Source organism: Stenotrophomonas sp. GQ19, assembly GCF_059758695.1.
The window spans coordinates 241,170-257,711 of sequence record NZ_JCAXES010000003.1; the positions used below are offsets into that span (position 1 = coordinate 241,170).

Consider the following 16,542-nt stretch of genomic DNA (forward strand, 5'->3'; position numbering starts at 1 on the left):
CCCTTGGCTGGTCAGCCAGGGATCTCTTCAAACTCCAGGTAGCCATTGAAGTACTGCCTGCTGATGTTCTCAACCGTCGGCAACTGGGTCGCATAGCCATACAGTGCTGTGCGCGCGGCCAGCAGCGGGTCAAACGCCTTGGTCAGCATGTCCCGATGCTGCGGCACCACACAGCCCCGCCGGCGGCCTGCCAGCGCCGTTCCCAGCGTCTCCCAATCCGTCCCGGCCAAGCCGCCTTTGCGAGCCACCTCTGTCGGTCGCCCACTCAGCGTGGCAGTCAGCCTTCTGTAGGTCGGACCCGGCACCGTGTTGACCTGGCTGCCCTTGGTCCGGGTGTGCGCGCTGCTATCGATGCGTGCCACCGCCCAGCCGTCTGCGATGCCCACGTCCACCGCGCTGAACACGGCGATCTCGCCCACATCCACGTTGGTCACGACGGTGGCGATGGAGACGGCAACGGCGCTGACCAGGGCATTCCCTGTTGGGAACAGCCAGGCGCACACGCTGCCGTCGGGCAGCCGAATGGTCGTGGCGCTGGCGCCGGCGGCTGTCACCAGTACGCCCGGCGGCACGTTGAGGCCCAGGACCGCGATGATGCCCGGCACAATGGCCTCGGCGAGGGTGATGTTGATGGCCAGCGCTCCGGTACGCGCGATGCGGGCCCGGCGGGCCGGCCGGCCGTCGAACAGCGCGGCGCCGCCATCGGCGGTCAGCCAGGTGCCGCCGACCAGGGCAACGGACGCCGGTGGAATTCCATAGCCGATCAACATGCTGCCGTGCCCCGCTTCGCATTGCGGACGTCATCCTCGTTGCGTTTGAGGGTGCGAACCTGGCTTGCAAGCACCGCAATCAACTTACGTCTCACGGCGCCCTGATTCTCTTCGGCAATAGACTCCAGCGTGTGCAAGGCCCCCGAGACAAGGGTCCGGTTGAGGTCACCTCGGGCGCCTCCCCGCACACAGATTTCCACACGGACGACACCGGAATCAGGATCGAATTGAATGGACATGAAAGCACTCCAAGAGGCAAGGGCCATCCTTGCCGAGCTGCAGAAGGTGCACGAGGAATTTGAGGCCCTGATGCGCGCAGGTGACCGCCTGAAGAACAGCCGGTCATACGAGATAGAGGAATTTCGTGGGCGCCTCACCGCCTTGAAGGCTTACCTCAAAGACCGCAGTAAGAACGCCACCCTCGACGGTCGGAAGCGCTCGATGACCATCTTGGAATCTGCGTTCTTCGATCCAGCCGTCAGATCGGCTTCAGCCCATTTTCGTATGCAGGTGAACGCACCGGTGGCTAAGTGGGTTTCCGGTCTGTATGAATCGGCGTCGGACATTTCCTACTACGCATATCAGCTCGAAGATCACATCAAAGAGATCGCGGACTAGCCCCACACCGTCAGCACCACGTCCCCCGTGGCAGGGTTGCGCTCAACGCGCCGGACCAGCACCGGCTTACCGTCGTGCAGGTCATACCGGTTGTACGTCAGTCGGCCCACCTGCCCGGGCTGCGGTGCCAGGTCCTGGTCGCCGCGAACGCTAAGGCGGTAGAAAAACCGCTGCGTGCGGTAAATCGCCACGACGCGCTCGATCTCCGCCTGTGCATCCCCGGCATCCCAGAACAGCGAAATCACCGGGTCAGCCGAATCGGCCCGCCGGTAGTGCGGGTGGAGCGGCGCACCGCCGTACACCTGAGCGCGGAACAGGCCGGACAGCTCGTCGCGCCGCGCCTGCGGCACGTCCACCACGTCGGTGACCATGTCCGATGCGGTCAGCGCCTGCGCGTTGGGTCGGTAGGCCATGCGGCGCGTCAGGTTCGGGGCATCGTCGGGCACCGCCAGAAGATCCTCGGCCAAGTCGTGCCCGCTCAGGTTGAACGCGAGCGGGCCGTCGAACGTCTCAGGGGCGACGACGCGGGCGAACCGCAGGACCCCGTTCGGGTCCTGGTAGCACCCAACCCCATAGCTCGGCAGCATGGCGTTCATGGCGTCGCGCCCGGTCACTGCGTTACCGGCGTAGTAGCCGATACCGGCGTAGCCTGTGGCCGCGTCAATGGCCGAGCAATCGGCCGCCGACCATGCGGCCTTGCCCAAGCGCCCCATCAGGTCCGCCATCGCCTGTCGCAGCCTGGCCGGCTGCTGACCCGGCCCGACGCTCGATACATCGGCCACCACCGGCGTGACCGGCGGCGACTTCATCAGCAGCTGCTGCCCGTCGGGTGAAACCGTGAACGTGCCGGGCTCCATCAGGTCGGCCCGGTCCATGACGGCATCGGCGTAGATCGGGCCGTCGGCCACGAACATGGCCGTCGCATCCGAGTTGGCGCCCATCGCCGGCACGCTGGCCACCGCTCCGATCACCGCCGGCTGCGGCTTCCACGCCAGCGCTGGAATGTTGGGCAGGAACACGCCACGGTTGATGGTGGCATCCAGGTCGTCGTGGGCGTCCCGGAACTGGAACGTCTTGCTGCCGTCGTCGTTGATCTCGATCCGGTCCACCGTGAACCGGAACACGTCGGTAGCATCGACCAGCATGCCGCCCAAGGCGCCGGCCCGGATCTGCACAGGCAGCCCGGCCCCACCGCTAAGCGCCAGGTCATCCAGCAGCCCATCGGCATCCAGCACGACGCACTCGGCCGCGCTGGTTTGGCTCACAGGGTCACCACCCCAGGGCCAGAAGTTGATCTCGCTGATAAGGCTCAAGCCATCGGCGAGCAATCCTTCGTAGCGGGCGTTGGCAGGGCTGTCACCGGGCGCCGTGAGCCAGTCCATATCAGCCAAGCGGGTGATGCCCGACGCGGCACCAGGGAGCCGCCAGCCAGCCTCTGCTGCGGCGCTACGCGCTGCCCACTGCCCTGCGTTCACCGCCATGTTCAACCCACCCGCCTTGGTGGCGGAGAGCGTCGCGGCGAAGTGCAGCGGCCCAGCCAGGTTGATCTCGCGCTGGTGCACCTGCGTGCCGTTGAGGTACAGCTGCAGCACCGTGGGGCTGCCGAAGGTCAGGCGCAGTCCCACCATGTCACCGTGCTTCACCGCCGGCAGCCCGCTGGTGATCGCGCCGTTGCCCTGCAGCACCCGCCCGGTGGCCAGCTCCCAACCAATACCCACAGCGCTGGCCCCCGGGTGTGCCTCCAGCGGTGCGGCCGGCGAAACGACCCCGACCATGGCGGCCAGTACGTCGTCACCCCAGACAGCGAACTCAACCCCGGCGGCGCCAGTGCTGAGTGTGAAGTCCGAGCGTGCCATGCGGCCGAGGTCGGCAGCGGCGGTGGTGGTCAGCGTCAGGCCGCCATCGCGCGCGGCCAGCAACGGGCCGATGGGTAGCGCAGCGAAGCGTCCGAAAGTGTCAGCCATGGGTTATCCCAAATTGTCGAACCAGTCCTGCGCCTCGTCCTCATCGGAGCGGGGCACCAACACGTCCATGAAGTCCTGCATACCGCGCTTTGTGCCGGCCTGGCTGTGCGCGGCGGTGGTGAAGGCAACGAAGGCGGCCGGCTTGATGTGCAGACTGACCGGATCGATGGGGTTCCGCTTGTGGAACTCCCACCATTCCAGGTACTCGCGGCGCGACATGGTCGCCCGCAGCTCGGCCACCGTGCGGTGCAGGTGACCGGCCAGGACGTGCCAGAACCAGGCCTCGCCGCGCTGCCTTAGACGTTTCCCGCCTCGGCCTGGACTTCCTCGGCCTCGCCACCGAACCCGGAGTGCTTCATCGCCACCTGCTGCAGCTGGTGGGCGATGACCGGCTTGAGCTGGGCAGCCTGCGCCACGGTCAGCACGGGCTTACCGTCTTCGTCGCAGATGGTGGCGGCGATCAGCTTGGCGCGATCTGCGTCCTGCCAGAGCTTGCGGAACTCTGCATCCGGCAGTTCGCGCACGTGGAACTGCGCCTTGTCGCCATTCGGGAGGGTGACGGTATCAGCGTGCACGTCCTTGGACGCGAACATGCCCAGGCTGGTGAAAGCCTGCAGCACAGTCTGCGGGGTGACGACGGTGTCAGTCGTGGTTTCGTTGGTCTTGCTCATAGGCCGTTTCCTGAAGTGGTGGCTGGGCGCGCAGGCCGCGCACGGCTAACACGCGGGGTATCCCGCGCGCCCAACCAAAAAGAAGGCCCGCCGAGGCGGGCCGAAAGAGAGAGCGCCGTCGACGCGATCAGGGCGCCGGGCGGTGGGTGGTGACCGCGCCGGAACCGCGGATGGTGATGGTGGCCTTCCAGATATCGTTGTCGGCGACCTGGACCGCGAAATTCTGGACGAAGCCCTTGAACTGCTTGGACACCACGTCGGTGGGCGGCGTGATCACGCCATCCACAGCCACGGGCTTTTCAACGCCTGCGGTTTCCGACTTCGGAGCGGTGACCAGGAAGTCGACGACGGCGCCACTGGTGTGCAGTGCCTCGATCTTCTCGTGGTCGGTGGCGTCGTAGTTGATCTCGATGGTGGTGCTGCCAGTAGCCTTGCGGCCGGCAACGAACTGGTCCCAGTCATCATCGAAGTCGGAAATGTCGATTTCCGACGCCTGGCCGTCAGGGAAGCCGACCGAACGCAGGCGGGTCACCTTGATGACCTCGGCCGCAGCGACCGCGATAAACAGCTGGGTATGCTTGGACTTGATAACGCTCATTGGGGTTTACCTCTCGGATGGGGCCCGGTCGCCGGGCACAAAAAAACCGGCTTGCGCCGGCGGCTGGGTTGCAGTGGAGTGTGGCTACCGGATGGCCAGGAGCCGCACGTCGAAGGAAATGCCGAAGGCGCCGGTGTTGTCGTCGTCAGGCGAAGGGTTGTAGGACTCGATGCCTCCGCGCCGCTCGATCTCAGCCCGGATGGCCACCGCGGCGGCATTAGCCTCCGTGGCGCTGCCACCCCAAACCACGAGGCGGACACGCCAGCCATCGGCTGGCGGCGGGTCGTTGAGCTGTGGCAGAGGTGCACCGCCCACAACGTCCCAGGTTGCGTAAGGGAGCCCAGCGCCCTCGGGCGCGACCTTGGGCCAAAGCCGCATGGGATCATCCCCAAGCTGCGCGCGCACCGGCGCGCTGGCTTCCAGAATCGACTGGATCAACGGCACCATCATTTCCACCCCCTTGCCTTCATCAGTTTGTCGATGCCAGCCCACGTCTCATCGATGATCACCTGCGCCGCCTGCGGCCCTTTTGCTTCGGCTGCCGGCGTCAGAAAGGGATTAGCAGCCATCTTCTTGGTGCCAAATTCGATGTGGCGCCAGTAGTACGCCCAGCCGCTTTGCTCGTAGAGTTTGCCGGCGCGGCGCATCCGCCGGTTGCGCTTCGTGTTCGCGTACTTGATCCGCTTACCCGTGCGGATCCCCACCGTGTAGTAGTCCCCATCGGCTCCTACCCCTGCACCTCGTCGGTTCTTTGCATTGGCTCTGCGCACGACGATCTGCTTGGCCAAGAAGCCCGATGCGCGTGGGGCACGCTTTCGAGCCTCGTCGCGGATGATGTTGCCACCCTTTCGCATACCCGCTTGGGCGGCTTTACCTTGGACCGCCTTGGGTAGCTCACGTAGCGAAACCAGCAGACCATCCAAGCCGAGAATTTCGAGTGACTCAGCCATCAGAGATCCCCGCGACAGCCAGGATGGCGACCTCGCTGCGATCATTGCTTGGCGCGATGGACTTGATGTCGAAAGCCTTGCCCCGGAACACAATTCGCCACGCGGGTTGGACTAGCCTCGGGCGAATATCGAAGCGCACCTGCTCGCGGTATCTATCCGCACCTGCCGCGATCATCTCCGTGGTCGCAGCCAGATTGTTGGTTGCCTTGGCCCAAACAGATGCCACCAACTCCCAGCGTGGCGGCGCGCTGCCGCCCAGTGGGTCCCGCACGCTGACTTTGCGTTCAAAGCGGATCCGACTGGTCAGATCACCGTCTTGGAGGCTCATGGCATCATCACCCGACGATATGGGCGCAGCAGCGCCTTCGCCCCCTGGGGCAACTCAATGGCTTGCGTACCGACCACTACATCGGACCGATTCGCATACAGGTGCCCCAACGTCAGGAGCATGGCGGATAGGATGCTTGGGTTCACGACCAGCCCATGGAGGCACTTAGCAGCCTCGGCCATCGCCTCCTGGTACACGACGCCGGCAACGCGCAGGGCCGCTGATCGTTGTTCGACGTCCTCGATCAGCCCAGCCGACTCAATTGCGAGGTCGCGAGCCGAGGCGGCCACGCCGACTGCAGCGGGGTACGCGCCGCGCTCTGCAGCCAGTGCATCCTTGTTTGGATACACCCTCCGATTGAGATATGCCTGAGCTGCATCCTGGGCGCCATCTACTGCAGATTGCAGCTGTTCGACCGGGTAGTCATCTTCGACCCGGACATGGGTCAGGGCTTTCTCGATGGAGATCAGGCTCATCTGTCAGTCCTTTCCGGCCCCACCGAGGGCCGCGGCCAGTTTGTCCACACCCCAGCGCTTGTCGAAGGCGATCCCTGCCGCTTCCAGCTGTTGGATCAGAACGCCTTTGTCAGGCACCAGAGCGGTGCTGACGGAGCCATCACCGACGGAGGTATTCCCAGCCTCGGCCGCGACGGCCAACTGCTGGATGGACTCCTTCAGCGCCGCATCACGGACCGTCTCGTCCAATGCATTCCATGCTTCGATGGACAGGCCCGAAGCTGCGTGAGCGTGGCTTACAACCTCACCCAGGCTCACAGCTACGTCGCCGGTCAGCGGCACCGCGCTGGGCAGCGTATTCGAACCTACCAAGCTGGCAGGAAGCTGCGTGGTATCCAGGGATAGCGCTCCCACGGACAGTGCACCGGCCACCAGCTCGGCGGGGCATTCCTCGCCGGCAGCGAACCGGACGGGATATACCTCCCCTTGCGGCACGCCACGGAAGGGTTTGGTGAACTTTGCCATTGAGATACCTCGATCACGGATTGGGGCCGGGCGGCGCGATACCGCCCGGCCAGTTGACGATCAAGCCGCGGCGGCGATCTTCAGGGCGCGCATCGGCTCGGGGTTGTGCACACCGCCACCCACGCGCTTGGTGGTGTAGAACTGCACGTAGGGCTTGTTGGTGAACGGATCACGCAGCACACGCACGCCCACGCGGTCGTAGACGGTGTAGGTCTGCTTGAAGTCACCGAACAGCACTGCGGTGGCGTTGGCGGCCACGTCCGGGATGGCGGCAACGTCCTGGAGCGGGAAGCCGCCCAGGGTGGCCGGCTGGCCTGCCACAAGCGACGGCTGCCACAGGTAGTTGCCCTGGCCATCCTTGAGCTTGCGCACGGTGCCCTGGGTCTTGCGGTTCATCGCAAACGTCGCATTCGCGGTGAAGGCCGACGGCAGGTCGTAGATCAGGTCGATCAGGCCATCACTGGTGATCGCCGCCGCGGCTCCGCTGTTGACAGCCTTGATCGCACCGAACGGGTGTTTCGCGGCGTTGGCGCCACCCTCCACGTAGGTCAGGATGCCGAACGGCTTGTTCACCCCGTTGCCCGAGAAGAATGCGCTCCCTTCCTGCTTGGCGAACTCCTGCTCCACTTCGCCGGCCAGCCAGGTTTCCAGGTTGATCTCGGCGTCATCCAGCAGCTGTTGGGTGGCGGCCGGATTGGCGTAGATTTCGCCCCAGCCAAAGCCCAGCGGCTTGAACTGCGCCGTGTTGGTCTGCGGGCGAGCGTCTTCCTCACCAACCCAGCCCGAGCCGGTGCCGCCGGTGTTGTACAGCTTGGTCAGGCCGGCGCCGGAGCAAGGCTGAACAGTGGCCAGCCTGCGCATGTCCGAAACGATAACCAGGCGGTCGGTGATCGAACGATCCCATTCCACCGGAGCCAGGTAGCCCCCCTCGTCGGCAACACCCTTGTTGAGCGCGGCCTGCACCTCACCCTTGCGAAAGTGAGCACGGAAAGCGCTGGTATATTCCGCATCGGCCACACTGTCGGCACCGCCGCCGCCCATCTGGAACGCCGCCATCTGGGTGTTGGCCTGGTCGACTGCCGTCTGCAGTCGGCTGATCTCGGCGTTGATGTTGTCGACCTTGAGCGCCTGCAACGAGTCAGCGTTGCCCTTCTTGATCTCGTCCAGCTGCTTGTTGTGCTCGGCCTTAAAGTCGGCGAACGCCTTATTCAAGCCTTCCACCAGTGCCTTCACATCCGGCTGGTTGCCGCCATCGGCGCGCACGGAAACGAGGCCGCGCGGGACGCGACCGTGGGTCATCTTGTTCATTGTTCGGCCTCTTAGCCCTTGATGTTGTCGAGAAGGCCCTGAAGCAGGGCCGTGGTTTCACTGGTGCCAGCGCTCGGCTTGGCTGATTCGGCAGCGCTCGGCTTGCCGTTGAAAAGCGATTTCAGGGTGTCGCGACGCATCGAGCGGGAGTGGCCAGCCTTTGCCATGGCGGCCTCAACCATCGCCAGCGCCTTCCGGCCACCGCCGGTCGGGGTGCCATCCTTGGTCGCTGCAGCGCCATCAAGCAGGCCGTCGGCGAACCCGTCCTCGACCGCCCGTGCGGCACCGATCCATGTTTCCTCGTCCATCATCCGCGCGGCTTCTGCCACGCTGACGCCCGCCCGAGCGGAGTAGACCTTCGCCATCGCGGCGTCGAATGGCTCCAGCAACTTGGCCGCATCGGCCATGTCATGTCGGTTGCCGACGGCGACCGCCCAAGCGTTGTGGATCATCAGGAAGGCACCGTCACCCATCAGGATCTCATCGGCTGCCATGGCGATGACCGAGGCAGCAGATGCAGCCAAGCCCATCACCTGAACCGTGACGCTGCCTTTGTGTTCCCGCAACAGGTTGTAGATGGCAACCCCTTCGAAGAAGTCGCCGCCCGGGGAGTTGATGTTCACTACCACATCCCGGTCGCCGATAGCTCGCAGCGCAGCACCAATACGCTTGGCCGTGACGCCAGTACCTTCCCAGTTCTCGCCGATGGGGTCGTAGATCGAGATGCTGGCATCACCAGTACTGGCCGCCCGAACGTCGGGCTCCCAACGCTCCAGCGCGTCAGGGCGCATATCGAACTGGGCCGCGCCCAGCCGGCGCTCGGCGCGGATTTCAGGCAGCTGCCGGAGGCTCATTGCTCTTTCCCTTCTGTGTCATGGGGTTGATCAGATCGTTGGCGCCGGCCTGGTCCGATTCCGGATAGTCCAGCAGTTCGCGGATCTCGTTCTGTGTGTGCCATGGGCTCGTGCCACCAGAGCCAAGCGCTTTGGTAAAGAAGTCGGCTTGGTCCTTCAGCGTGCCTCGCATCAGCGCGCGGACGTTGAACTTGGGCTGGTATCGCTCAAGGTCGCGCTCCGCGATCAGCGAGCGGGAGATGGCCTGTTCCCAGTTCGTGAAGTGCTCAAGCATCGTGTACTGCAGGAAGAAAATGCCGAGCTGCTCGATGCCGCTGCCCCAGCTGGTGTCGTCCAGGAACAGAAGCGGCCGCGGGACGCCGAACAGACGGGCCACTTCTTCAACCTGGGCGTTACGATTCTCGACGTGCTGGGCCTCCTGCGCCGTGCTGCCAAACTTGTTGGCCTTGCCGCCCTCCTCCAGCAGCATCCATTTTTGAGCGGCCGCGGCGCCCGCGTACTCGGTGTCGAGCGACACGCGCATGCGTGAGTAGGCTTCATCGCTGAGCGCGGCTGGCACTTCGATGGCGCCGCCTGCCATGTTCCCTGTCTCAAAGATGCGGCTAGCCGCCCGTTCCGCATCCAGCGCCAAGCGGATCGCCCTGTCGGCCAGCTTCATCCGGGACAAGCTTGTTATGCCGTCGACCGAAATGTCGCGCACGTGCAGCACATCCTCCTGTTTGAGGATCACTTCACCGCGCTTCTTGCTGCTGTAGCGGTAGAGCATGCGCCAATCGTCGCCCAGCTCGGCACGGACCGAGGTGGATTCCAAGGGAATCAAGTGGATCGGTCGCCCTGCTGACCACACGATGCGTGCGTAGGCATCGCCGTGCCGCTGCCGGGCCAGTTCCATCTGCCGTTTGAACTCAATGGGCGTCTGCCACGGATTCGGCTTGAGCCTGAGCAGCCTGTGTGCTGGATGCTCACTGGCCACTCGCTTGCCCGGGCCAGCTTCGATCACATTCAGCGGCAACATGCCGATGGTCCCGCAGATCAGTGATACGCACCGCAGCACCGCCATGTTGCGTAGCTGGTAGCCGCCATTGCCGTGGCCACCGGCGGACCGCATGAAGTCGAGCAGAGCCGGATCATCCATTCCCCGGAACTGGCCGGCATCTGCACGTTCGGTCGCTTGCGGTGCCGGCGCCCGGGCCGGTGGGTTCCAGAAGCGGTCCAGCGACTGAATGGCGTCTTCGTTGAACCTGGACATTGCGCTCCCTATAAAAATCTGATGCCACGCCGCTCATACACGGAGGCAGGTTTGACGGCTGAATGGGCTGAGCCGAAGGCCATCACCAGAGCGACTGCCGCATCGATCTTGTTGACCGAGCGAGCCTTTGACAGCCAGCGGTTTTCCCACTTGTCGCTCTCGATGACGGCCGACATGATGGCCGACACCAGAACGGGGTTTCCTCGGATGCGGATCCGGCCCTCTAGCAGGGCTTCTTCAAATAGGCGAACCGATCCAGGCATCCACAATCCGTCTGGCGGTGGTTTCTTTGCCGCCGCCGCAGCCTTGACGGCCTCTTCGGGTGGCTTTCCCTTCTTCAACCCGCCCTGCGGGTGCTCAACGAACGCAATCGACAGCCCCAGGTCGTTGACTTCTTCTTCAAACTTGCGGAACGCATAACGGTCGTACGCGACCTGCGCGATGGCGTAGTCGCGGTCGTACTCGGCCAACGTCTGCGCCACGTGCCGGAAGCTGATCGTCTGGCCCTTGGGACCGTGCAGGTGACCATTCCTGATCCAGTTGCTGTAGGGCAGCTTGTCCCGAAGCTCACGTGCCTTGACCGTGTCCCCTGGCGTCCATGCTTCGACCCACGCATCAAACGTGGGTTTGCTCACCACCTGCTTCTTTCCCTCGACTTCCGCCGTCACATCGGTGGTCCCCGTCTCCACCACAGCGCCCAGCGCCGTAATGTCACGGTTCTGCGAGAGGTCTAGCCCGAGGTGAATCTTTGCCCCATGGTGGTCCGCCGGGTCGAATTCCTGCAGTGCGGGCTCGACGGTGTCGCGGCTCAGCCACGCCTGGTCCGCATCGGTCCACATGCAGAAGTTGAGGCGCAGAATTTCGTTCAGCTTGCTCGGTATCTGCTTGGCCTGGCTGACACGGCCGGCGAGATATTCCTCGGTGATCGTGATCCCCAACATGGGGTTCGCCTTCACCCAGCAGGTGGGATCCTCCAGTGGATCGTCACCCTCATCAAGGCCGCAGACGAAAGAAAACGTCTTGTCGTCGATTACCTCACCAACGAATGCCGGGTCGTTCACGGCCTCGTGGCTGCCGGCCGCGACCTTTACCGCATGCTCATGCTCCGCCCAAGCAACGCTGTTCCGGTCGCTGCCGGAGTTGGTGATCATGAAGAGCAACGGGGAGCGGCGGAACTTGAATCCGTTCTCCATCATCTCGATGATTCGGCCGTCCGCCATTTCGTGCACTTCGTCGGCAAGCACGAAGTGGGGCCGATACCCTGAGCCGGTCTTGCCGACGTCCCGGGACGCCGGGCGGAAGTAGCTCTGCGACTTGTGGTGCGCGATGTTGTATTCCTTCCCCTCGCCTCCAGAGAACGCCAAGCGCTTCTTGAGTGCAGGTGAAGCCTTGACCATCTTCACCGCGTCGCGGAACAAGATTCCTGCCTGGTCCTTGTGCGATGCCACCGCGTACACCTGGGCGCCGGCTTCTTGGTCCGCGCAAAGCCCAATCAGAGCGATGCCGCCAGCCATCGGCGACTTGCCGTTGCCCTTCCCTTCCTCGATGTATGCACGGCGAAACCTACGCTCGCCATCGGCTTGCTTCCATCCGAATAGGCTGCCGATCTTGAATGCCTGGCTCGGATGCAGGACGAACGGCCGGCCTTCGAACTGGCCCTCGCTGAGTCGCAAAACCTCTTCAAAGAAGGCAATTTTCTTGTCGGCGGCCTCGCGGTCAAAGTAGAGCCCGCGCTCGCCAGCCACTTCCAGGTCTTTTAGGTGCCGAAGGCATGCGTTCCGCACGTGGGGACCGGCGAGTATCTCGCCCGATACCACGGCCAACGGATACTCGCTCGTCCGACAGTTAGAAATGCTTGTCGTCTGGGTCTTCGTCGTCGCCTTGGCCATGGTTCACTTTCGTCTCATCGACCGGCGTTGCGCCCAATTTGGAAAGCAGTGAGCCGAGCGCCTGCATTGCTGATACCCCCATTTCCGGGTCCGTCTCCATCCGCGCACCCAAGATGCAGACCTGACGCAGCAACAGGCGGTGGCCGGCATGCAGCCAGGGCATGTTCTCGACCTGCTCCTTCCACACGGCCACCTGGAATTTGGTCATCCCCTTGTATGGGGGACCGATTGCCTTGGGACCCTTCGGGGTCTTCCGATTCTTGTGTCGCTTGGGGTTCTTCGCCGCGGCGCCGGAGACTGCCGCCTTCGCCGCCGGCGTTCGCGGATTTGCCATCAATCCCCACCCTCAGGGGGTCGTCTTTCCAACTGTGGATGCGCGAAGAAAGTGGGGGGCACGTATCGCCGGCTGATCGGCCGCGACTTTTCACCCCCCCCCTCCCCCGTTTCGTTCAGGTTTCTGTGGATAACTTCGCCAGCGGGATGATGCCGCTGGCGTTCCGGGCCGTGACAGGCCACCCGTCCACGTCGCAAGCCACCACGCTTCTACCCGGGCTGGTGTTCCCGAAACCGCCGTCCTCGCGCGCGGTCTTCCTGCTGTGGCAGGCCACACACATCGTCCTCAGGTTGCTGGGGTCGTTGTTGTTGGGATCGCCATCGGCGTGGTCCACGTGCGCCTGACCTTTTCCTCCGCAGATCACTCCGCAGCCGTGTTCCTGGCACCGGTAGAGATCACGCACCAGGATGCTCTCGCGCAGTTGGCGCCATGCCCGACTATTGGTGGGCATGGCGCGCTTGGTCTGCCGGTTACCTGCCAGCCCAACCATCAGTACGGGTTCCCGTCCAAGTCTGTGCGCGGCGGTGGGGTATCTGCATCAGCATCGGCAACTGGCGTTCCCGCTTCCTCGCCGAGCAACAACACGACCGACTGCGTCAGCAGCCCAATGTGCTGGGTGAGCAATGCAATCTGTTCTCCCTGCGCCACGACGGTTGCGTGCTGCTGCTCGGCCAGCGTGACCAACCGATCAATTCGTTCGTCCATCAGAATTCCTCGACGGCCCAGCCGCCTCCATCCTTCTTAGGCTTCGCGCGTACGGCCACGAAGCGGAGCGGATACTGGTCCGCTGCGATCTTGATCTTGGCCCTGGCGTCGTCCATCCAGAACCCCTTGACCTCGTGCATCTCCAACACGCCATCGGCGGCCAGCACCGCGAAGTCAGCGGTGTAGAACGTGTTGTCGGCCAGTCGCAGCTTGATGCCTTCGAACCGGAACCACTGGACGTTGCCGGCGTGCTGGAGCCTCTGCAGCTCGGCCGCATATAACTGCTCGGTCTTGTTCATCTGGCCGCGCTTGAGCCGGCCCAACGCCAGCAGCGCCTTGCCGCTGCGGCCCGGCGGCATCAGCGACGCCGGGTGGGTGCGCGGGTGCCTTTACGCTTGGCTACGGCCAGAACCGGCTTGGCCGCCGACAGGCGCTGCTCAAGAGCGATCACCCGGGAGTCCAGCCCTCGGGTAACCGTGCCCGCCGCGCGGTCTACCTCATCGATGCGCTCATTGAGAGCAGGCAACACGTGGCCAGTGGTCGTTGCGATGCTGCTCTCCGCATGCACCACGCGCGCCTCAAGGTCGCGCAGGCGGGCGGACAGCGGCGGCCACAGGGTCACGCCCAGCAGTTTGATGGTACGGGCCATGATGATCTCCGGGATTCAGGGGCGCTTGGCGCCGTTGATGGCCGTTTCGACGGCCTGATATCGGTCTACGGCTTCGTCGCGTTCGGACTGGGCAAGCTCGCAGGCTCGTACAATTCCCGCCGCACTGACCCGGCGTAATCGGTTTTCTTCTGCAGCTGCTGCGGCAGCGGCGGCACCGTCGGCCAGGCGGCTGGTTTCGCAACTGGCCCAGTGGCTGCGCAGCCGCCCAAGCTCACCATCGCGGCCAGCAGCAGCGGCCGCGATGCGCGTTTGATAGTCCGCATTGATCTGTTCCTGTCGGTCATCGGCGGCATCGGCCGCCCGCTGTACTTCGTTCACCTGGTCACGGTCGACCGCCCGCGCTACCTGTTCGCCCCGCAGGGCTTCCTGGGTCGCCGCATTCTCGGCCACCGTCCCCGCAAGGTCAGCCCGATCACCCCGCCACGACCAGCCCGCCGCGAACGACAAGGCGCAGCACGCGAGCCACGCGATCATCAGGCCCGCAGTGAGGTAGGCCCGGCTCATTGGCCCAGCTCGGCAATGCACTTAGCGTGCCGCTCCCGCTGCCGATCCCACACGCCCCAACACACCTTGTTCGGCTGGCCGCTAACCAGCGTCGAGCAGTCATACCCGCCTGCCCGCTTCCACTGCAGCAGGGCGTCGCAGGCTGCGCGGTAGTTGCCCACCAGCAGCTGGCGACGCATGGTCGACCCCTGCCAGTTGGCCGTGCCGTATTGGTAGGTGAAGTCCAGATACAGGTCGTATTCGCCCTGCGTCAGGGACACGCCAGGCAGGGAAGCCCGAAAGCGCTTCTCTTCGCCGGCGATGTGGGCCTGGGCGGTGTGAAGCGCCCGGGCCGGTGTCGTGCGGTCGCCGAGACGCACAGGCGTGCCGTCCGCGTGGAAGGTCGACCCGAACCCTACGGTCGGTCGATCATTCTTCGTCGGGATGACTGCCGTTTCCGTGTAGCCCTCGCGGGAAACGATGGCGATAAAGCCAGCGGCGCTAAGCACCAGCCCTGCGGCAATGGTCCGGAGCGGCACACCCGGCTGCCGGCTCATACCTTCGCCGCCTTCGACTGCCGCCACTCGCGGACCCAGCGCCAAGCCAGGTAGGTGATCTGTCCGACCAGGTACACGACGGTCAGGATGACGACCAGGCGGTCGAGGTTGACGCCACCCGCTACCGCCCCGGCGACCGCAATCGGCGGCGTGACCTTGGCCGCAGCACCTGCCGCGGTACTGATGATTTCGTCCCGCATGGTTGCCCCGTGCATTGTCCGGTTCGGCATGCGCCCCTCCCGGTGTTGGTTAATAGGTGCCCGCCTCGCTGCCGGCTTGGCGCGAGGGTTAATCCGGTCTGGATGGCGGGCAAAGAAAAAGCCCCGCCATCACTGACGGGGCTGCATTTTGTGGCGGAGGTTTTTACTCGCCGTTTGCTTTGTTCACAGCGATAGCAAGATTAGTCCGCTCCCGCTCTGCGTCTTCGCGTGTTTCATAGGTGAAAGGGACGGCATGCTCCCCCTCAAAATCGACCGTGAAACGAAACTTTTTCATGGCGGTCTCTTGGATCTTGCCAATGACCTTCACATAGCGGGCGTTGTAGTACCTGTCGTCATGCTCGAACACCGGACTCTCCATTATGGCTGAGCTCGAATCGTAGCACTCGACTAGAAGCCCCGGCCGTGGCCGGGGCTTGCGTCTGGACGGTGGTTAGAATGCCGCCGTTTCCGATGACCTATCAAGTCATCGCTACGCAGCGCGCGAAAGTGCCTGCTTCAACTGGCGCGCGGCGTCGGCTTCTGCAGTGCGCATCTGGACCAGCATCCACTCGTACACCGGTTGCCAGAACCTGCTATAGGCGGACCAGTCCGCACCGATGGCGGCGGCACGTTTCCTGCCGCTCAACTGTTCCTGGCCGCTGCCGCCGCACGCTTCGCACTGCACCGCGCCCGTACCCTCTGGAGCTGGCTGTGTCCTGCGGCCGTCGCAGTGCTTGCAAATGCCGGCCCCGGCCATCTCATTGATTACCGCCAGCGCCAGACCGCCCAACTGTTCCATCGTGCTGATGGGCCAGCACAGCGCGCGGGTGGCCTCCAGCTTTGCTTCAGCGCGCGCGAACTCCCGCCGCTGCAGATCCGTCACCACGTTTCCCGCCCAGCCCATGCTCGTTTTGGCGATCCCGTATTCCGTCCTGGCCAGGCTCAGCACCTCCTGGTGCCGGTTGTACTCCGGCGCCACCAGGGCGATTACGGCCTTTCGCAGGTGGTCGATCCTGCGCGATGCACTCTCTGGCCACCACAGGGCCTCCAGCAGCTCGCGCCCGAGTCCCGCCGGCACCATTCCCAGTGCTGCGGCAATGTCTTGCGTGGTCAGATCGGGGGTGCCGCCCCGGCCTGTGTCGAATTTCACGGTTGTCGGCCCCATCCGGCTGGACAGCAGCTCACGTACGTTCCCCATACCCCTACCCCTTATGCTTTCGTCGATTGATTTCTCGGCGCAGCGCGCGTGCCCGCCGCAGTGCCTGCTCTGCCTCGCGGCGGCTGGCCGGGGCTGTCCACGCCCTCGTCCATCGCATCGCGGCTATGTCTTGCTGGATGCTGCTCAGCAGCGCCAGCGCCTTGTCGTCGTAGCGGGTCAGGTCCATCCGTCCAGCTTGCAGCCATCGCGTCGCAC

Annotated in this window: 27 protein-coding genes; 1 reads left to right on the forward strand and 26 read right to left on the reverse strand. The window is 64.3% G+C overall.

The window, feature by feature from the left end:
* Positions 1-11: 11 nt before the first annotated feature.
* Positions 12-770, reverse strand: a complete 759-nt coding sequence (locus AC6CHL_RS08250; RefSeq protein ID WP_498294114.1) for a hypothetical protein — start codon at positions 768-770, stop codon at positions 12-14.
* Positions 764-1,009 carry a hypothetical protein gene (locus tag AC6CHL_RS08255; RefSeq protein WP_498294115.1) on the reverse strand — a complete coding sequence of 82 codons (246 nt, stop codon included), beginning with the start codon at positions 1,007-1,009 and terminating at the stop codon, positions 764-766. Before AC6CHL_RS08255 ends, AC6CHL_RS08250 begins: the two co-directional genes overlap by 7 nt.
* Here AC6CHL_RS08255 and AC6CHL_RS08260 point away from each other — a divergent pair.
* Positions 1,002-1,388 carry a hypothetical protein gene (locus AC6CHL_RS08260; protein ID WP_498294116.1) on the forward strand — a complete coding sequence of 129 codons (387 nt, stop codon included), beginning with the start codon at positions 1,002-1,004 and terminating at the stop codon, positions 1,386-1,388. The two genes, AC6CHL_RS08255 and AC6CHL_RS08260, sit on opposite strands and share 8 nt — an antisense overlap.
* Here AC6CHL_RS08260 and AC6CHL_RS08265 read toward each other — a convergent pair.
* From AC6CHL_RS08265 to AC6CHL_RS08380, 24 genes are all read right to left on the reverse strand, one after another.
* Positions 1,385-3,352: a hypothetical protein gene (locus AC6CHL_RS08265; protein WP_498294117.1), complete on the reverse strand. Its 1,968-nt coding sequence runs from the start codon at positions 3,350-3,352 to the stop codon at positions 1,385-1,387. The two genes, AC6CHL_RS08260 and AC6CHL_RS08265, sit on opposite strands and share 4 nt — an antisense overlap.
* A 3-nt stretch (positions 3,353-3,355) precedes the next feature.
* Complete coding sequence (locus AC6CHL_RS08270; protein WP_498294118.1) at positions 3,356-3,592, reverse strand: hypothetical protein; 237 nt, start codon at positions 3,590-3,592, stop codon at positions 3,356-3,358.
* 56 nt (positions 3,593-3,648) lie between these two features.
* A complete protein-coding gene (locus tag AC6CHL_RS08275; RefSeq protein WP_498294119.1) occupies positions 3,649-4,023 on the reverse strand; it encodes a phage tail assembly chaperone family protein, TAC in 375 nt (124 codons plus the stop codon).
* Positions 4,024-4,150: 127 nt separating this feature from the next.
* Positions 4,151-4,621, reverse strand: coding sequence for a phage tail tube protein (locus AC6CHL_RS08280; RefSeq protein WP_313244061.1), 471 nt, complete (start codon positions 4,619-4,621; stop codon positions 4,151-4,153).
* Positions 4,622-4,705: 84 nt separating this feature from the next.
* On the reverse strand, positions 4,706-5,071 hold the full coding sequence (gp17, locus tag AC6CHL_RS08285; RefSeq protein WP_498294120.1) for a tail completion protein gp17: 366 nt from the start codon (positions 5,069-5,071) through the stop codon (positions 4,706-4,708).
* Positions 5,068-5,571 carry an HK97-gp10 family putative phage morphogenesis protein gene (locus AC6CHL_RS08290; RefSeq protein WP_498294121.1) on the reverse strand — a complete coding sequence of 168 codons (504 nt, stop codon included), beginning with the start codon at positions 5,569-5,571 and terminating at the stop codon, positions 5,068-5,070. The genes gp17 and AC6CHL_RS08290 overlap by 4 nt, the downstream gene beginning before the upstream one ends.
* Positions 5,564-5,899 (reverse strand): phage head closure protein, encoded by a 336-nt coding sequence (locus AC6CHL_RS08295; protein ID WP_498294122.1) that lies wholly within the window; start codon positions 5,897-5,899, stop codon positions 5,564-5,566. The genes AC6CHL_RS08290 and AC6CHL_RS08295 overlap by 8 nt, the downstream gene beginning before the upstream one ends.
* The gene (locus AC6CHL_RS08300; protein WP_498294123.1) at positions 5,896-6,375 is read right to left on the reverse strand and encodes a head-tail connector protein; all 480 of its coding nucleotides are present in this window, start codon (positions 6,373-6,375) and stop codon (positions 5,896-5,898) included. The genes AC6CHL_RS08295 and AC6CHL_RS08300 overlap by 4 nt, the downstream gene beginning before the upstream one ends.
* A 3-nt stretch (positions 6,376-6,378) precedes the next feature.
* On the reverse strand, positions 6,379-6,879 hold the full coding sequence (locus tag AC6CHL_RS08305) for a hypothetical protein (RefSeq protein ID WP_498294124.1): 501 nt from the start codon (positions 6,877-6,879) through the stop codon (positions 6,379-6,381).
* A 60-nt stretch (positions 6,880-6,939) separates the two neighbouring features.
* A complete protein-coding gene (locus AC6CHL_RS08310) occupies positions 6,940-8,187 on the reverse strand; it encodes a phage major capsid protein (protein ID WP_498294125.1) in 1,248 nt (415 codons plus the stop codon).
* An 11-nt stretch (positions 8,188-8,198) separates the two neighbouring features.
* Positions 8,199-9,041 (reverse strand): head maturation protease, ClpP-related, encoded by an 843-nt coding sequence (locus AC6CHL_RS08315; RefSeq protein ID WP_498294126.1) that lies wholly within the window; start codon positions 9,039-9,041, stop codon positions 8,199-8,201.
* A complete protein-coding gene (locus AC6CHL_RS08320; protein ID WP_498294127.1) occupies positions 9,019-10,290 on the reverse strand; it encodes a phage portal protein in 1,272 nt (423 codons plus the stop codon). Before AC6CHL_RS08320 ends, AC6CHL_RS08315 begins: the two co-directional genes overlap by 23 nt.
* 8 nt (positions 10,291-10,298) lie before the next feature.
* Positions 10,299-12,179: a terminase large subunit gene (locus AC6CHL_RS08325; protein WP_498294128.1), complete on the reverse strand. Its 1,881-nt coding sequence runs from the start codon at positions 12,177-12,179 to the stop codon at positions 10,299-10,301.
* On the reverse strand, positions 12,136-12,513 hold the full coding sequence (locus AC6CHL_RS08330; RefSeq protein ID WP_498294129.1) for a hypothetical protein: 378 nt from the start codon (positions 12,511-12,513) through the stop codon (positions 12,136-12,138). Before AC6CHL_RS08330 ends, AC6CHL_RS08325 begins: the two co-directional genes overlap by 44 nt.
* Before the next feature lie 115 nt (positions 12,514-12,628).
* Positions 12,629-13,003, reverse strand: a complete 375-nt coding sequence (locus tag AC6CHL_RS08335) for an HNH endonuclease (RefSeq protein WP_498294130.1) — start codon at positions 13,001-13,003, stop codon at positions 12,629-12,631.
* Positions 13,003-13,218: a hypothetical protein gene (locus AC6CHL_RS08340; RefSeq protein WP_498294131.1), complete on the reverse strand. Its 216-nt coding sequence runs from the start codon at positions 13,216-13,218 to the stop codon at positions 13,003-13,005. The genes AC6CHL_RS08335 and AC6CHL_RS08340 overlap by 1 nt, the downstream gene beginning before the upstream one ends.
* Entirely contained in the window at positions 13,218-13,577 is a 360-nt protein-coding gene (locus AC6CHL_RS08345) for a PDDEXK family nuclease (RefSeq protein WP_369968321.1), read from the reverse strand. Before AC6CHL_RS08345 ends, AC6CHL_RS08340 begins: the two co-directional genes overlap by 1 nt.
* Complete coding sequence (locus AC6CHL_RS08350; protein ID WP_498294132.1) at positions 13,577-13,867, reverse strand: hypothetical protein; 291 nt, start codon at positions 13,865-13,867, stop codon at positions 13,577-13,579. The genes AC6CHL_RS08345 and AC6CHL_RS08350 overlap by 1 nt, the downstream gene beginning before the upstream one ends.
* Before the next feature lie 15 nt (positions 13,868-13,882).
* The gene (locus AC6CHL_RS08355; protein ID WP_498294133.1) at positions 13,883-14,392 is read right to left on the reverse strand and encodes a hypothetical protein; all 510 of its coding nucleotides are present in this window, start codon (positions 14,390-14,392) and stop codon (positions 13,883-13,885) included.
* The gene (locus AC6CHL_RS08360; protein ID WP_498294134.1) at positions 14,389-14,928 is read right to left on the reverse strand and encodes a glycoside hydrolase family protein; all 540 of its coding nucleotides are present in this window, start codon (positions 14,926-14,928) and stop codon (positions 14,389-14,391) included. The genes AC6CHL_RS08355 and AC6CHL_RS08360 overlap by 4 nt, the downstream gene beginning before the upstream one ends.
* A complete protein-coding gene (locus AC6CHL_RS08365; protein ID WP_314402399.1) occupies positions 14,925-15,128 on the reverse strand; it encodes a hypothetical protein in 204 nt (67 codons plus the stop codon). The genes AC6CHL_RS08360 and AC6CHL_RS08365 overlap by 4 nt, the downstream gene beginning before the upstream one ends.
* A gap of 163 nt (positions 15,129-15,291) precedes the next feature.
* Positions 15,292-15,495, reverse strand: a complete 204-nt coding sequence (locus AC6CHL_RS08370) for a hypothetical protein (RefSeq protein ID WP_498294135.1) — start codon at positions 15,493-15,495, stop codon at positions 15,292-15,294.
* 123 nt (positions 15,496-15,618) lie between these two features.
* Positions 15,619-16,278, reverse strand: a complete 660-nt coding sequence (locus tag AC6CHL_RS08375) for a hypothetical protein (protein ID WP_498294136.1) — start codon at positions 16,276-16,278, stop codon at positions 15,619-15,621.
* 52 nt (positions 16,279-16,330) lie between these two features.
* Positions 16,331-16,513: a hypothetical protein gene (locus tag AC6CHL_RS08380; RefSeq protein ID WP_313244034.1), complete on the reverse strand. Its 183-nt coding sequence runs from the start codon at positions 16,511-16,513 to the stop codon at positions 16,331-16,333.
* Positions 16,514-16,542: the final 29 nt, after the last annotated feature.

What these genes read in the sequence shown, in the direction of transcription:
- AC6CHL_RS08250 (WP_498294114.1), bottom strand. Translation starts at nt 770, where the DNA reads ATGTTGATCGGCTATGGAATTCCACCGGCGTCCGTTGCCCTGGTCGGC.
- AC6CHL_RS08260 (WP_498294116.1), top strand. Translation starts at nt 1,002, where the DNA reads ATGGACATGAAAGCACTCCAAGAGGCAAGGGCCATCCTTGCCGAGCTG.
- AC6CHL_RS08255 (WP_498294115.1), bottom strand. Translation starts at nt 1,009, where the DNA reads ATGTCCATTCAATTCGATCCTGATTCCGGTGTCGTCCGTGTGGAAATC.
- AC6CHL_RS08265 (WP_498294117.1), bottom strand. Translation starts at nt 3,352, where the DNA reads ATGGCTGACACTTTCGGACGCTTCGCTGCGCTACCCATCGGCCCGTTG.
- AC6CHL_RS08275 (WP_498294119.1), bottom strand. Translation starts at nt 4,023, where the DNA reads ATGAGCAAGACCAACGAAACCACGACTGACACCGTCGTCACCCCGCAG.
- AC6CHL_RS08280 (WP_313244061.1), bottom strand. Translation starts at nt 4,621, where the DNA reads ATGAGCGTTATCAAGTCCAAGCATACCCAGCTGTTTATCGCGGTCGCT.
- gp17 (WP_498294120.1), bottom strand. Translation starts at nt 5,071, where the DNA reads ATGATGGTGCCGTTGATCCAGTCGATTCTGGAAGCCAGCGCGCCGGTG.
- AC6CHL_RS08290 (WP_498294121.1), bottom strand. Translation starts at nt 5,571, where the DNA reads ATGGCTGAGTCACTCGAAATTCTCGGCTTGGATGGTCTGCTGGTTTCG.
- AC6CHL_RS08295 (WP_498294122.1), bottom strand. Translation starts at nt 5,899, where the DNA reads ATGAGCCTCCAAGACGGTGATCTGACCAGTCGGATCCGCTTTGAACGC.
- AC6CHL_RS08300 (WP_498294123.1), bottom strand. Translation starts at nt 6,375, where the DNA reads ATGAGCCTGATCTCCATCGAGAAAGCCCTGACCCATGTCCGGGTCGAA.
- AC6CHL_RS08305 (WP_498294124.1), bottom strand. Translation starts at nt 6,879, where the DNA reads ATGGCAAAGTTCACCAAACCCTTCCGTGGCGTGCCGCAAGGGGAGGTA.
- AC6CHL_RS08310 (WP_498294125.1), bottom strand. Translation starts at nt 8,187, where the DNA reads ATGAACAAGATGACCCACGGTCGCGTCCCGCGCGGCCTCGTTTCCGTG.
- AC6CHL_RS08315 (WP_498294126.1), bottom strand. Translation starts at nt 9,041, where the DNA reads ATGAGCCTCCGGCAGCTGCCTGAAATCCGCGCCGAGCGCCGGCTGGGC.
- AC6CHL_RS08320 (WP_498294127.1), bottom strand. Translation starts at nt 10,290, where the DNA reads ATGTCCAGGTTCAACGAAGACGCCATTCAGTCGCTGGACCGCTTCTGG.
- AC6CHL_RS08325 (WP_498294128.1), bottom strand. Translation starts at nt 12,179, where the DNA reads ATGGCCAAGGCGACGACGAAGACCCAGACGACAAGCATTTCTAACTGT.
- AC6CHL_RS08330 (WP_498294129.1), bottom strand. Translation starts at nt 12,513, where the DNA reads ATGGCAAATCCGCGAACGCCGGCGGCGAAGGCGGCAGTCTCCGGCGCC.
- AC6CHL_RS08335 (WP_498294130.1), bottom strand. Translation starts at nt 13,003, where the DNA reads ATGGTTGGGCTGGCAGGTAACCGGCAGACCAAGCGCGCCATGCCCACC.
- AC6CHL_RS08340 (WP_498294131.1), bottom strand. Translation starts at nt 13,218, where the DNA reads ATGGACGAACGAATTGATCGGTTGGTCACGCTGGCCGAGCAGCAGCAC.
- AC6CHL_RS08345 (WP_369968321.1), bottom strand. Translation starts at nt 13,577, where the DNA reads ATGCCGCCGGGCCGCAGCGGCAAGGCGCTGCTGGCGTTGGGCCGGCTC.
- AC6CHL_RS08350 (WP_498294132.1), bottom strand. Translation starts at nt 13,867, where the DNA reads ATGGCCCGTACCATCAAACTGCTGGGCGTGACCCTGTGGCCGCCGCTG.
- AC6CHL_RS08355 (WP_498294133.1), bottom strand. Translation starts at nt 14,392, where the DNA reads ATGAGCCGGGCCTACCTCACTGCGGGCCTGATGATCGCGTGGCTCGCG.
- AC6CHL_RS08360 (WP_498294134.1), bottom strand. Translation starts at nt 14,928, where the DNA reads ATGAGCCGGCAGCCGGGTGTGCCGCTCCGGACCATTGCCGCAGGGCTG.
- AC6CHL_RS08365 (WP_314402399.1), bottom strand. Translation starts at nt 15,128, where the DNA reads ATGCGGGACGAAATCATCAGTACCGCGGCAGGTGCTGCGGCCAAGGTC.
- AC6CHL_RS08380 (WP_313244034.1), bottom strand. Translation starts at nt 16,513, where the DNA reads ATGGACCTGACCCGCTACGACGACAAGGCGCTGGCGCTGCTGAGCAGC.